Origin of the sequence: Herbiconiux liukaitaii (genome assembly GCF_041927495.1) — a bacterium.
GTDB classification, from domain to species: domain Bacteria; phylum Actinomycetota; class Actinomycetes; order Actinomycetales; family Microbacteriaceae; genus Herbiconiux; species Herbiconiux liukaitaii.
This window is the reverse complement of record NZ_JBHFHG010000006.1, coordinates 172,241-186,037: the sequence shown is the minus strand read 5'-3', so window position 1 is coordinate 186,037 and position 13,797 is coordinate 172,241. Positions and strand designations below refer to the sequence as shown.

Here is a 13,797-nt window from a genome sequence, read left to right as displayed (position 1 = left end):
CGGCTCGGGGACTTACGATGGAGGGCTCATGTCTGAGACCTCCGCCCTCCGCATCGTCTTCCCTCCCGAGCTGCCCGTCAGCCAGCGGAAGGACGACATCGCCGACGCCATCCGCGACAACCAGGTCGTGATCGTGGCGGGCGCCACGGGCTCGGGCAAGACCACGCAGCTGCCGAAGATCTGCCTCGAGCTCGGCCGCGAGAACATCGGTCACACCCAGCCACGGCGGCTCGCGGCGCGCACGATCGCCGAGCGGATCGCGGAGGAGCTCGGCCAGGAGGTCGGCGGCCTCGTGGGCTACCAGGTGCGCTTCACCGACCGCGCCTCCGCGGCCACGCGCATCAAGCTCATGACCGACGGCATCCTGCTCAACGAGATGAACCACGACCGGATGCTGAGCCGGTACGACACGATCATCATCGACGAGGCGCACGAGCGCAGCCTCAACATCGACTTCCTGCTCGGCTACCTCAAGCAGCTGCTGCCGAAGCGCCCCGACCTCAAGCTCATCATCACGAGCGCCACGATCGACCCCGAGAGCTTCGCCCGGCATTTCGCGGCCGCCGACGGCAGCCCCGCGCCGATCGTGGAGGTCTCGGGGCGCACGTTCCCGGTCGAGATCCGCTACCGGCCGCTCGCTCCGGATGCGCCCTCCGATGACCCGGACGACGACGAGGATGAGGGCGGCGACAGCGGCAGCGGCAGCGGCAGCGGCACCAACTCGCGCCCACCCGCCCGGCCCGCTCGCGGCGGCGGCCGCGGATCGGCAGGGCCGAGCGGCGGCCGTGGAGCAGCAGGCGCCGGCGGAGGCAAGGGCGGCCCGGGCGGCGGCGAGCGCGAACCGAAGGACCTCTTCGAGGGCATCGGCGAAGCCCTCGACGAGCTCGAACGCGAAGCTCCGGGTGACGTGCTCGTGTTCCTCTCGGGCGAGAACGAGATCCGCGACGCCGAAGACGCCCTCCGCGGCAAGTACGCGAGCCGCAGCGCGTCGACGGGCAACGGTGTGGAGGTGCTCCCGCTCTACGGCCGCCTGAGCGCCGCCGACCAGCACCGCGTGTTCCAGCGGTCGTCGACACCGGGCATCCGTCGCCGCGTCATCCTCGCCACCAACGTGGCCGAGACGAGCCTCACGGTGCCGGGCATCAAGTACGTGATCGACTCGGGCACCGCACGCATCAGCCGGTACTCGGTGCGCTCCAAGGTGCAGCGACTGCCGATCGAGCCGATCTCGCAGGCGAGCGCCAACCAGCGCTCCGGCCGCTCGGGCCGCACGAGCGACGGCATCGCCATCCGCCTCTACTCGGAGGAGGACTACACCCGCCGCCCCGAGTTCACCGATCCGGAGATCCTGCGCACCAACCTCGCGGCCGTCATCCTGCAGATGATCTCGCTCGGCCTCGGCGACGTGGCCGCCTTCCCGTTCCTGCAGCCGCCGGACTCGCGCGGCATCAAGGACGGCGTCGACCTCCTCACCGAGCTCAACGCCCTGCGCGCGCCCGAGACGAAGGATGCGGTGCCCCGCCTCACCGCCGTGGGTCGCGACCTCGCACGCCTGCCCATCGAGCCGCGCTTCGCGCGCATGGTGGTGGAGTCGAAGCGCACCGGAACGAGCCGCGAGGTGCTCGCCATCGTGGCGGGGCTCACCATCCAGGATCCCCGCGAGCGACCCCTCGAGAAGCGCGGTCGCGCCGACGAGCTGCACGCGCGGTTCGCCGATCAGACGAGCGACTTCCTCACGCTGCTCAACCTCTGGAACTACCTCGAGGAGAAGCAGCGCGAGCTCTCATCGAGTGCGTTCCGTCGCCTCTGCAAGGCCGAGTTCCTCAACTACCTGCGCATCCGCGAGTGGCAGGACGTCTACCGCCAGCTGCGCCAGCTCGCCAAGCCCCTCGGCCTCACCATCGGCGAGCCGAGTGTGAACCCGGACGGCATCCACAAGTCGATCCTCTCCGGCCTGCTCTCGCAGATCGGACTGCGCGACCAGGCGAAGCGCGACTACCTGGGGGCCAGGCAGACCCGGTTCATGATCTTCCCCGGATCCGCTCTCGCCAAGAAGCAGCCGGCGGCCGTGATGAGCGCCGAGCTCGTGGAGACGAGTCGACTGTTCGCGCGGATGAGCGCGGCCATCGATCCGACCTGGGCCGAGCCGCTCGCCGGGGATCTGCTGAAGCGCAGCTACTCCGAACCGCACTGGGAGAAGAAGCAGGGTGCGGCCGTGGCGTACGAGCGCGTGACGCTCTACGGGGTGCCGATCGTGGCGCGCCGGCGGGTGCAGTTCGCTCGGATCGACCCCGAGTACGCGCGTGAGCTCTTCATCCGGCACGCGCTCGTGGAGGGCGAGTGGGAGTCGCAGCAGGCGTTCGACCGCGCCAACCGGGAGTTCCGGCGCGACCTCGAGCAGCTCGAGGAGCGCTCGCGGCGCCGCGACCTGCTGCTCGACGACGAGGCCGTGTTCGAGTTCTACCAGGCCCGCATCCCGCGCGACGTGGTGTCGCAGCGGAGCTTCGAGGGGTGGTGGAAGACGGCGCGTCACGACGACCCCGCGCTGCTCACCATGACGCTCGAGACCCTGCTGCCCGAGGGGGCGCCCGAGGTCGACGAGACCGAGTTCCCGGCGATGTGGCAGCAGGGCGACCAGCGGCTCGCGCTGCGCTACCGCTTCGAGCCGGGGTCGGACGACGACGGCGTCACAGCCACCGTGCCGCTCGCCCTGCTGCCGCGGCTCGAGGAGCGGGCGTTCGAGTCGCAGGTGCCCGGGTTCAGGCAGGAGCTCGTGACCGCGCTCATCCGCTCGCTGCCGAAGCGGCTGCGGGTGAACTTCGTGCCCGCCACCGACTGGGCCACGCGGCTGCTGGCCGAGCTGGGGCCGGATGCGGGGGACGACTTCCTGGCGAGCCTCGCTGCTCTCATGCAGAAGCTCGTGCACGTGCCGGTGTCGGCGGTGGACTTCGACCGGTCGAAACTGCCGGAGCACCTGCGGGTGACGTTCCGGGTGGTCGACGAGCGCGGGGCGACCGTGGGGGCGGGCAAGGATCTGGCGGCCCTGCAGGCGTCGCTCGCGGATGCGGCCCGCGCCAGCATCGCGCGCGCCTCGGGAGGCACGGCAGCGAAAGCCGATCGTGGGAAGAGCGAGCCCCGTGCGCAGCCCACCGGCGCAGCACCCGGAGTCGCCGCTCGGGCGGCCGCCACCGCAGCTGCCGGCGGGCGCCGCACAGGTGGGTTCGCCGAGCGCGCGGGGCTCACCTCGTGGGATCTCGGCGACCTGCCGCGGTTCGTCGACACCGAGCAGCACGGGGGCGTCATCCGCGCCTACCCCGCTCTCGTCGACGAGAAGAGCACGGTGGCGCTGCGGCTCATGGCCACGGCGGCCGAGCAGGCCGAGACCACTCCCGCCGGAGTGCGCAGGCTGCTGCTGCTCGCGGTGCCGAGCCCCGCGTCGTACGTGCGCGAGCACCTCACGCAGAACGAGAAGCTGCTGCTGGCCACGAGCCCGTACCAGAACGTCAACGCGCTCTTCGACGACGCCATGGCGGCGTGCGCCGACGAGGCCCTCTTCGCTCTGCACCCCGACGGGCTCGTGTGGACCGCCGCCGGGTTCGAGGCCGTGCGCGACCGGCTCTCGAAGGCCGTTCTGCCGCTGCTCGACCGCACGGTCGCGACGGTTCTGCGCATCCTCACGGCCGCGCGGGATGTCGACCGCGCCCTCAAGAAGACCTCCAGCATGGCGCTCCTGCCCGCGGTGAGCGACGCACGAGAGCAGCTCGCCACCCTCGTGCGCCCGGGTTTCATCAGCGAGACGGGCCTCGCGCGCCTGGAGCACCTGCCGCGCTACCTGGCGGGCATCGTCTACCGCCTCGAGAAGCTGCCCGACAACCCGGCCCGCGACCGCGCCTGGATGACCGAGGTGCAGACCGCCACAGCCCGCTACACCGACGCAGGCGGCCGCCTCCCCCTGGCCCCCCACTCCCCCGCCAACCTCGTGCGAGCCCGCTGGCTCCTGGAGGAACTCCGAGTGAGCCTCTTCGCGCAGCCCTTGGGCACGGCAGAGCCCGCCTCCTTGCAACGAATCACGAAGCTCCTGGCTTAGCTGTGTTTTCATTCGGCGCCGCCGCTCCTGCGGCGCCGGGGACATGTGACGCCGCCGTCGCTGCGCGGCGTCGGTGTCACCTCGGGTCGAGTAGGAGCGCCCAGCTGCTTTCGCAAGAGAGCAGAGGCCCGGGGAATGGTGGTTCGCGATCTGCCCGCTGCCGGCGAAGCCAGGCACGAAGCCACCACGCAACGGGCCGTACTCGACGACCCAAGGTGAGGCCGCCGCCGCGAAGCGACGGCAGCCGAACACGCCGCCCTGCGCCGGGCAGGGACCGGCGCAGCCCGGGGACGCCGCGCGAAGCACGGCGCCCCCGGCAACCAACACAGCCGAACTCCCACCCGCCCGCCACCTCACCCGTGCCTCACGCCGCGCACACCCCCTCCGTGCCTCACATCGCCCACACCCCCTCCGTGCCCCACACCGCCCACACCCCATCCGTGCCTCACGCCCCCCACACACCCCATCCGTGCCTCACGCCGCGCACACCCCATCCGTGCCCCACGCCGCCCACACCTCACGCGTGCCACACGTCGCCCACACCCCATCCGTGCCTCACATCGCCCACACCCTCCGTGCCTCACGCCGCCCACACCCCCTCCGTGCCCACACCCCACCCGTGCCACACACCCCACCCCGCTGGCCCACCCACCCCGCCCGCTACAATCTCTTCAGTGAGCAGCTACGCCGATCTTCTCAAGACCCGTGGGGTCGCTCGCATCATCGCCGCTCAGCTCACCGCCCGGTTCCCGTTCGGCATGCTGTCGCTCGCGTTCCTGCTGCACATCGAGCACACCTACGACTCCTACGGGGTGGCCGGCCTCGTGCTCGCCGCGCTCAGCATCGGTCAGGCCATCGCCGGGCCGCTCACGAGCCGACTGATGGGCATCTGGGGCATGCGTCCCGTCATCCTCAGCACCATGATCGTCTGCGCGAGCGCCATCTCGGTGATCGCCCTCGTGCCGCTGGGCATCGCGGCCGACATGGCCGTGGCGTTCGTGGCCGGTCTCACGATGCCGCCCATTCAGCCCGCCGTGCGCACCATCTACCCCAAGATGGTCAACTCCAAGCAGCTCACCCCGCTGTTCTCCCTCGACGCGTCGGCACAGGAGATCATCTGGGTGCTCGGCCCCGTCATGACGACCTTCGTGTCGCTCCAGATCGGCACGGTCTGGGGCATCCTGCTCGCGGTCGCGTTCCTCGTGGGCGGCGGCATCTGGTTCCTCACGAGCCCCGAGCTCGGCCGGGTGCGCATCCCGCGCTCGAAGCGCAAGCTCGGAGCGGTGCTCAAGAAGCCGCCGGTGCTGCTGGCCACCGTGGTGGGCTTCCTGCTCGTCGCCACGTGCGCCGCCATCGAAGCCGGTGTGGTCTCGGCGTTCGGCGAGGGCGGCGCGGAGGCCGGCATCGTGCTCGCGATCTTCGCCGTCGGTTCGCTCGTCGGCGGGCTGTCGCTCGGGCACCGACCCATCGGCCCGTGGGCGCTCGCGAAGCGCATGGCGATCGTGTTCGTGGGCACCGCTGTCGCCGCGGCCTCGCTCAACATCTGGTGGCTCTCGATCGTGCTCTTCATCGCGGGCATCGGCATCGCGCCCGCCCTCGCGGTGATGTTCTCGATCGTCTCGGCGAGCGTGCGCTTCAGCGACACCGCGGAGGCGTACGGCTGGGTGGGCACGGGCCAGCTCATCGGAGCGGCGGTGGGTTCGGCGCTCGCGGGCTTCCTCATCGACGGCGTCGGGCCGACGGGCGCGTTCCTCGTGGCGGCGGGGCTCGCGTTCTTCGGCTTCGTGGTGCCGGTGCTCGGCAAGCGCTTCCACCCCGATCTCCGGGGTCGGGATGCGAGCCCGCTGCCCGACACGGAGCCCACCACCGTCGTCGGCTGAGCCGGGCACGCCTGAGCTGAGCTCTGTCGGGCCGGCCGGCCCTGCGGGGCTGGGATAATGGACGCATGGCCGATCCGCTCTCCCCCCTGCTCGCCCTCAACGACGGTCGCAGCCTGCCGCAGCTCGGTCTCGGCGTGTACAAGACCACGGATGCGGAGTCGGCCGACGCGGTCGCTTTCGCGCTCGAGCACGGCTACCGGCTCATCGACACCGCCGCGATGTACCTCAACGAGCGCGGCGTCGGCGAGGGCCTGCGACGCAGCGGCCTGCCGCGCGACGAGGTGTTCGTGACCACGAAGGTGTGGCACACCGACAACGGCTACGACTCCACGCTGCGCTCGTTCGACGAGAGCCTCGAGCGGCTGGGCACCGACCACGTCGACCTCTACCTCATCCACTGGCCGGCACCCGCCTCGGACAGGTACGTCGACACCTGGCGTGCCCTCATCCGGCTGCGTGAGGAGGGGCGGGCGACGTCGATCGGCGTGGCGAACTTCCACCCGAAGCACATCGAGCGCATCGTGGGCGAGACGGGTGTGGTGCCCGCGGTGAACCAGGTGGAACTGCACCCGTGGCTCCCCCAGGCCGAACTGCGCGCCTTCGACGCCGGGCTCGGGATCGTGACCCAGGCGTGGTCGCCGCTCGCCCGCGGTCAGGTGCTCGATCAGGCGGGCGACGGATCCGTGCTCGCCCAGCTGGCCGGCAAGCACGGGCGCACGCCCGCTCAGATCGTGCTGCGCTGGCACCTGCAGCTCGGCATCGCGATCATCCCGAAGTCGGTCACGCCCTCGCGCATCCTGGAGAACATCGACGTCTTCGACTTCACGCTCGACGCCGACGACCTCGCCGCCCTCGCCACCCTGGAGACGGGCGAGCGCACCGGAGTCGACCCCGACGACCGCAACTGAGGCCGCCGGGCCGGCCCAGCCGGTGCCAAGCGCTACCGGCGGAACCGCCACACCCGCACCCCCGACCGCCAGTCGGGCCGGGCGGTGCTGGCACAACGGCCGGTGCGCTACCAGCGGGGGTGGATGGCGGCGCGGAAGTACTGGTCGTAGAGGGTGTGCACGGCGGCGTCGAGCCCTGCGGGCAGCTCGAGCGAACCGGCGGCCGCGTTGGACTCGGCCTGCGCACGGTTGCGCGCCCCGGGGATGACGGCAGAGACACCCGGCTGAGCGGCCACCCACGCGATCGCGGCCGCAGACGGCGCCACACCCTCGGGCAGCTGCGCCGCGAACTCCTGGGCCGCCTTGACCCCGTCGGCGTAGTCGACTCCCGAGAAGGTCTCCCCCACGTCGAACGCGCTGCCGTCGCGGTTGTACGAGCGGTGGTCGTCGGCCGAGAACGTGGTCGACTCCGTGTAGCGGCCGCTCAGCAGGCCCGAGGCCAGCGGCACCCGCGCGATGATGCCGACTCCGGCTGCGCTCGCGGCGGGCAGCACCTCGTCGAGCGGCTTCAGCCGGAACGCGTTGAGGATGATCTGCACGGTCGCGGTGCCTGGCCGCGCGATGGCGGCGAGGGCCTCGTCGCACGTCTCGACGCTCACGCCGTAGGCCGCGATGGCCCCGTCGTCGACGAGGGTGTCGAGCGCGTCGTAGACGGCGTCGGTGGAGAACACGGGCGTGGGCGGGCAGTGCAGCTGCACGAGGTCGAGGGTGTCGACGCGGAGGTTCTTGCGCGAGCGATCCGTCCAGGCGCGGAAGTTCTCGAGCGTGAACTCCCCCGGCTCCTGCGGGCCGCGGCGGCCCATCTTGGTGGCGACCGTGATGCCCGAACCGGGGTTCTCGGCGAGGAAGCGGCCGACCACCTGCTCGCTGCGACCGTCGCCGTAGACGTCAGCGGTGTCGAAGAAGGTGACCCCGGCCTCGGCGGAGGCGGCGAGCACGTCGAGGGCCGAGTCCTCATCGACGTCACCCCAATCCGCGCCGAGCTGCCAGGTGCCGAGTCCGATGGAGGAGATGGTGCGTCCGGTGCGTCCGAGGGTGCGAGTGTCCATGGTTGCGACTCTATGCGGTCGGCGTGCGGGCCGCTCGGCGCGGGAGCGCGGGTAACGACCGGATAACCATCCGGAGCGACCCAGCCCGGTCCCAGCGTGCCGTCCCTAGTCTGGCGGCATGAAACGACCGATCCTCGCTTCCGCTGCCGTGCTCGCCGTCGTGCTCCTCGCGGGGTGCTCCTCCTCGCAGGGGTCGTCCACGGCGAGCGACCCCTCCGCCATCGACAGATCGGCCCCCGACAGCGGTTCGAGCCAGGAAGGCCCGGCCGAGGTGAGTTCCGGTGAGAGCGGGTTCGCCGACGAGTCGCAGCTGCCCGCCGAGCAGAGCGTCATCACCACGGGCTGGATCAGCATCACGGTCGACGATGCCCAGGTGGCCACCGACGAAGCGGTCGCCCTGGTCGACTCGTTCGACGGGCGCATCGACTCCCGCTCGCAGCAGAGCGGCACCGACGACAGCCGGGCGAGCTCGCAGCTCACCGTGCGCATCCCCTCGGACGACGTGGATGCGGCCATCGAGAGCCTCCGCGACCTCGGAACCGTCGACTCCGTCTCGGTCGATTCGAGCGACGTGACCCTCCAGGTGCGCGATCTCGACGCGCAGATCGAGGCCCTGCAGGCCTCGGTCGACCGGCTGCTCGCCCTCGTCGACAGCGCGGCCACGACGGCCGACCTCGTGGAGCTCGAGACGGCCATCTCCGACAGGCAGGGGCAGCTCGACAGCCTCAAGTCGCAGAAGGAGTACCTGGCCGATCAGATCTCGTACTCCACCCTCACGCTCGACCTGCGCGAGAAGGGCGCACTGCCCTCGAGCGCACCCGGTGACTTCTGGAGCGGACTCGCGGTGGGATGGGCGTCGCTCGTGGCCACGCTCAGCGGGCTCGTCGTGGTGATCGGTGTGCTCCTCCCGTGGCTGCTGCCGCTCGCGGTGATCGCCGGCGTGATCGTGCTCATCGTGGCCCTCAGCCGCCGCGGCTCCCGCCGGGCCACGCAGCCGCACGCACAGCAGCAGTCCGCAGCGCAGCAGCAGTCCGCCGCGCCGGCCCACCAGCCCATGCGCCCGCAGCAGCCCACCCAGCCGGAACAGCAGCCCACCCAGCAGCAGCAGCAGTCCACCCAGGCTCCTCAGCAGGCCGGCCAGACTCAGCAGCCCCCGCAGCCGGATCAGCCCCAGGGGCCACCCGCGGTCTGAGCAGCGGATGGATGCGGCCTGGCGCGGCGCCCACCTAATCCCTGGCGCGCCCGCCCGGCGGCGCTACTCCGCGGGGGCGGGGGTGGGGTTCTGGCGGAGCCAGAGTTCGCGGCGGAGCTCGAGGGTGCGGAGCGCCGCCTCGTCGACGGTGTCCTCCGACAGGGCTCCTGTGCGCACCGCCCACGCCACCGACGTCACGAGCGCGGGAACGTCGACCGTCGTGTTGTAGAGCAGCAGGTCGTTGCCCGCGCCGATCGCCGCGATCGCGTTGGCCGTGCGGTCGGCGTAGGCGGGCACCCCTGAGGCCTCGAGCATGAGCAGGTCGTCGGTGACGGCCACACCGTCGAACCCGAGCTCGTCGCGCAGGATGTCGTGCCACGGCTTCGACAGCGACGCCGGCGCACCATCCACCGACGAGTACACGAGGTGACCGAACATCACGAGCTCGGCGCCCGCGTCGATGCCGGCGGCGAACGGCGGAGCGTCCTCCGCTCGCCACGCGTCGAGCGGCAGATCGGTCGTCGGCACCGAGCTGTGCGAGTCGCCCGACGCCGCACCGTGCCCCGGGAAGTGCTTGAGCGTGCTGAACACCACACCCTCCTCCGCGCCCACGGCGGCCGCCACCCGCTCGCTCGCCCCGCCGGCATCCGTGCCGAGGGCGCGCTCGTAGATGAACGAGGATGGGTCGCTCGTCACATCGGCCACGATGCCGAAGTTCACACTCATGCCGGTCTCGTCGAGCAGCGCTGACCGCTGGCGGAAGGCCTCGGTCGTGGCCTCCACGGGCTGGCTCTTGAGCGTCTCGGCGGAGGCGAAGGTGTCGGCCGAGAGGCGCGCCACGATGCCGCCCTCCTCGTCGATCGCCACGAGGGTGCCGAGCCCCTCGGTGCCGCCGCTGCCTGGGGTTCCCGAGCGGAGCGCGGCCGTGAACGCCGCCGTCTGCGCCGTGCTCCCCGGCACGTTGTCGCCGAGCAGCAGCACGCCGGCGGTATCGTGCGCCGCGAGGTAGGCCCGCACGGGCGCCGGATCGCTGCCCGCGATGTGCACCATGAAGAGCGACGCGATCTTCTGCTCGAGCGTCATGGTGTCGAGCCTCACCTGGGCGTAGAGCCGCACCTGCTGCTGCCGCGTGACCACCGGGAACTCGCCGCGCGCCCGCGCCACCGTACCCCCGCCCGCGCCGGCCCCACCCTCTGCGGTCGCACCCGAAGCGCTGCCACCCGCAGTGGAATCCGCCGTGGATTCCACCGAGCCCGCGTTGCCCGGCGCACCGCCCACGCACCCGCCGAGCCCCGCCGCCACGAGCACGACGAGCCCGGCCGCGATCACCCGCGCCCTGGTCTTCATGAGGCGTTCACTCCGGGATCGGCCCGAGCAGAGCGTTCGCCACGGTGGAGTGCGCCGACTCCCCGTCGGAGGGGTGGAAGATGCCCGCCACCACATCGCGGTACAACCGCCCGAGCTCGCTCGAGTTGGCGATGGAGGAGCCGCCGGAGACACGCAGCGCCTGGTCGACCACGAACCGCGCGTTCTCGGTGGCGCGCACCTTGAGCCCCACGAGCAGCGGGAACCAGGCGGCGCCGTGCTGCACGTGCTCGTCGAGGTCGACGGCGAGCGCCCGGATCTGCGGCGGGATGCCGTCCTGCGCGATCCCCGCCGCCGCTAGCTTCCAGCGGATGTCGGGGTCATGCGCGTACGGCCGCCCCCCGAACTTGAGCGAGGTGCGCCGGTGCGCGGCCTCCACGGCGAGCTCGAGAGCCCGCTGGCCGATGCCCGTGTAGACCGCGGCCACGAGGATCTCGAAGTTCGAGAAGATGGCGAAGACGAGCGGATCGGCACTCGGCCCCACGGGCAGCCGCCTGATCACCCGCGACGCCTCGGCCACGGCGCCGTCGAGCACCGTGGTGCGGCTCTGCGAGGCCCGCATGGCCAGGGTGTCCCAGTCGTCGAGCGTCGTGACACCGGCGGTGCTGCGGTCGAGGAAGGCGTGCACGAGCAGCGGATGCTCGGGGTCGCTGTCATCGCGCCCGAAGACCCCCAGCCTGGTCCAGACGGGAGAGAGCGACGTGAAGATCTTGCGGCCCGTGTAGGCGTACGACCCGTCGGCCGCCGGCACCGCCGCGGTGCGCGAGTCGAAGAGCACGAGGTCGTTGCCGGCCTCGCTGTTGCCGAACGCGAAGACCTCGCCGGCCACCGCATCCTGCAGCACCCAGCGCAGCGAGTCGTCGCCGCGCTCGAGCAGCACTTTGGCCACGCCGGTCCACACTAGGTGCATGTTGAGGGCGAGCGCCGTGGCGGGGGCCGCCGTGGCCAAGCGGGTCTGCTCGCGGGCCACGCGCTCGAGGCCGAAGCCGAGCCCGCCGTCGTCGACGGGGGCGAACATGCGCAGGTAGCCCACCTCGGCGAGCTCGCGCAGGTCGTCGACCGGGAAGGTGTTCTCGCGGTCGTGCACGGAGGCCCGCGACCGGATGCGCTGCAGCAGTTCGTCGCCGATCAACGATTCCGCGGGTGTCATCTCGGCCATGCCGCCACACTACCTACGCCCCCTGACAGTGAGGTCAGCGCATCCGCCCCTACCAGTCACGTCAGCGGAGACGACCCCACCCTCGGGTCAGCGGGCCTCGAGGGCGGCGGCCTCCAGTGCGCGCACGCGCGGGATGACCTCCGCCGCGAAGCGCTGCATCTCGCGCAGGTGCGGCGAGAACTGCAGCAGCAGCAGGTCGACGCCGGCCCGCGAGAACTCCACGATCCGCTCCGCCACCTGATCGGGCGTTCCCACCAGATCCGGCCGCAGCCCCCGGTTCGACACCGAGTAGTCGCGCAGGTCGACGGTGGTCTCGAGCTGCGACTTCGACACGAAGTCCTGGTACGACTCGTAGGCGGCCCCGCCCCGCACATCCGTGATGCGCTCGAGCTCGGCCTGCGCCTCCTCCTCGGTGTCGCGCACGATCGCGTACGCGGCCATGCCGAACGAGGAGAACGGCGTGGCGGAGACGGCGGCTCGCCGCGCGGTGAGGTCGGCGATCTTCGTGCGCAGCTCGGAGGGAGTGCCGCCGTGGGTCACGTAGGCGTCGGCGAAGCGCGAGATGGCGTTCTTGCCGCCCTCGCTCTCGCCGCCGGCGTAGATGACCGGCTGCACCTGCGGCTTGGGCGACAGGTAGGTGTCCGTGAGCTCGTAGTACTCGCCCGAGAAGCTGAACGGCGTCTCCGACCACAGCCCGCGCAGGATCTCGACGAACTCGAGACTGCGCCGATACCTGTCGTCGTGCTCGGAGAAGATGCCGCCGTACTGCCGCGCCTCCTCGGCCCACCACGCCGACACCACGTTGAGCGTGAAGCGACCGCCGCTGATGTCGTCGATCGTGGCCGCCCGCTTCGCCGCCACGGCGGGCAGGTGGTAACCGGGGCGGATGGCGGTGAGGATCTCGAGGCGCGAGGTGACGGCCGCCACGGCGGCGGCGAGCTCCCATGCGTCGAGGCTCGGCGCCTCCTGGCCCTTGATGTCGTTGAGGTTGAGCTCGGCGATGAGCGTCACGTCGAAGCCCGTGGCCTCGGCGGTCTGCGCGATCTCCTTGACGTGGGCGAAGGTCGTGGGCGTCTCCTCGTCGTCGACGTTGCGCAGCCACCCGCCGAAGATCGGGGTCCAGTAGCCGAACCGCATGGGCGTCACAGGCACGGATCCCTCAGATGCGGCCCCCATCAGAGCAGCCCGCCCAAGAAGCGCGCGATCGAGCGCGGGCCCGACACGGGGCTCGCCGCCTCGACATCCGGGTTGTAGTTCGTGTTGGTGTTGATGTCGTAGGTCACCCGGCGCCCATCGGCGGTCTCGATGAACTCGATCCCGGCGATGTCGATGAGGTTCTCGGCGAGGAACGCCTCGTAGCGGGCGATCAGCGGATCCCCTTCCAAGCCCTCCCTCAGGGAGAACAGCGGCGGCGGGGTCACCCCATCCGCACCCGGCACCGCACAGGCATCCGCCGGGCAGAGCTCGAAGCTGCCGGCAGAGGTGTCGACCCGCACGGCGTACACGAACCGCCCGCCCACGAACTCGGCGCGCGTCACGAACGGCTCCGCCGCCACGAGGAACTCCTGCAGCAGCGTGATGCCGTCGACGGGCTCCTCGAACGACGGCCCCGTCACGTAGGCCTCGAACTCCGCGTGGCTGTCGAAGCGCCGCACCCCGAGGCCCTTGCCGCCCTGGTTGTGCTTCGAGATGAAGGGCAGCTCGAAGTCGCGGGCCGCGGCCACGAGCCCTCCGCGCCCGAAGACCGCGACGGTGCGCGGCACGTCGAACCCCGCCCGGCCGAGGCGCAGGTGCTGGTCGACCTTGCTCACCTCGAGGTCGATCACGGATCGCCCGTTCACCACGCGCGCCCCGGAGTTCTCGAGCCAGGAGAGCAGCGCCCGCGTGTAGTCCTTGGAGTGCGGGTTGCCGCGGGTGTGCGCCGAGGCGCTCATCCGCGACCAGTAGACGCCGGGCGCCGGCGCCGCCGAGAGGTCGATGCCCTCGTGCACGGCATCCTCGGTGAGCAGGATCTCGGTGAACGGCACACCCTCCGCCTCGAACGCGGCGGCGAGAGGCGGCAGCCATTCGGGGTTCTCGTGGATGATGTGCACGCGCGGGGTCGAAGCCATCCTCCGA

At 71.5% G+C, this 13,797-nt stretch carries 9 protein-coding genes; 4 read left to right on the top strand and 5 right to left on the bottom strand.

Annotated features, from left to right (window positions below; genetic code table 11):
* Nucleotides 1–28 precede the first annotated feature (28 nt).
* The 3 genes from hrpA to ACEXQC_RS13270 all read left to right on the top strand — a co-directional run bounded on the left by hrpA (nucleotide 29) and on the right by ACEXQC_RS13270 (nucleotide 6,875).
* Complete coding sequence (hrpA, locus tag ACEXQC_RS13280; RefSeq protein WP_374823011.1) at nucleotides 29–4,087, top strand: ATP-dependent RNA helicase HrpA; 4,059 nt, start codon at nucleotides 29–31, stop codon at nucleotides 4,085–4,087.
* Between the two features lie 674 nt (nucleotides 4,088–4,761).
* Complete coding sequence (locus ACEXQC_RS13275) at nucleotides 4,762–5,967, top strand: MFS transporter (RefSeq protein WP_374823008.1); 1,206 nt, start codon at nucleotides 4,762–4,764, stop codon at nucleotides 5,965–5,967.
* Between the two features lie 65 nt (nucleotides 5,968–6,032).
* The gene (locus ACEXQC_RS13270) at nucleotides 6,033–6,875 is read left to right on the top strand and encodes an aldo/keto reductase (protein ID WP_374823005.1); all 843 of its coding nucleotides are present in this window, start codon (nucleotides 6,033–6,035) and stop codon (nucleotides 6,873–6,875) included.
* A 107-nt stretch (nucleotides 6,876–6,982) separates the two neighbouring features.
* Here the strand turns inward: ACEXQC_RS13270 and ACEXQC_RS13265 are convergent, their stop codons facing one another.
* Nucleotides 6,983–7,963: an aldo/keto reductase gene (locus tag ACEXQC_RS13265; protein ID WP_374823003.1), complete on the bottom strand. Its 981-nt coding sequence runs from the start codon at nucleotides 7,961–7,963 to the stop codon at nucleotides 6,983–6,985.
* Between the two features lie 118 nt (nucleotides 7,964–8,081).
* Here ACEXQC_RS13265 and ACEXQC_RS13260 point away from each other — a divergent pair, with 118 nt between their 5' ends.
* A complete protein-coding gene (locus ACEXQC_RS13260) occupies nucleotides 8,082–9,155 on the top strand; it encodes a DUF4349 domain-containing protein (RefSeq protein WP_374823000.1) in 1,074 nt (357 codons plus the stop codon).
* A 63-nt stretch (nucleotides 9,156–9,218) separates the two neighbouring features.
* On the opposite strand, the gene ACEXQC_RS13255 is transcribed toward ACEXQC_RS13260, so the two are convergent.
* The 4 genes from ACEXQC_RS13255 to ACEXQC_RS13240 form a co-directional block, all read right to left on the bottom strand.
* Nucleotides 9,219–10,502 (bottom strand): glycoside hydrolase family 3 N-terminal domain-containing protein, encoded by a 1,284-nt coding sequence (locus ACEXQC_RS13255; RefSeq protein ID WP_374822998.1) that lies wholly within the window; start codon nucleotides 10,500–10,502, stop codon nucleotides 9,219–9,221.
* A 7-nt stretch (nucleotides 10,503–10,509) separates the two neighbouring features.
* Nucleotides 10,510–11,670: an acyl-CoA dehydrogenase family protein gene (locus ACEXQC_RS13250; RefSeq protein WP_374823656.1), complete on the bottom strand. Its 1,161-nt coding sequence runs from the start codon at nucleotides 11,668–11,670 to the stop codon at nucleotides 10,510–10,512.
* Nucleotides 11,671–11,766: 96 nt separating this feature from the next.
* A complete protein-coding gene (locus tag ACEXQC_RS13245; RefSeq protein ID WP_374823653.1) occupies nucleotides 11,767–12,816 on the bottom strand; it encodes an LLM class flavin-dependent oxidoreductase in 1,050 nt (349 codons plus the stop codon).
* A 38-nt stretch (nucleotides 12,817–12,854) separates the two neighbouring features.
* Entirely contained in the window at nucleotides 12,855–13,790 is a 936-nt protein-coding gene (locus tag ACEXQC_RS13240; protein ID WP_374822995.1) for an ATP-grasp domain-containing protein, read from the bottom strand.
* Between the last annotated feature and the right edge of the window lie 7 nt (nucleotides 13,791–13,797).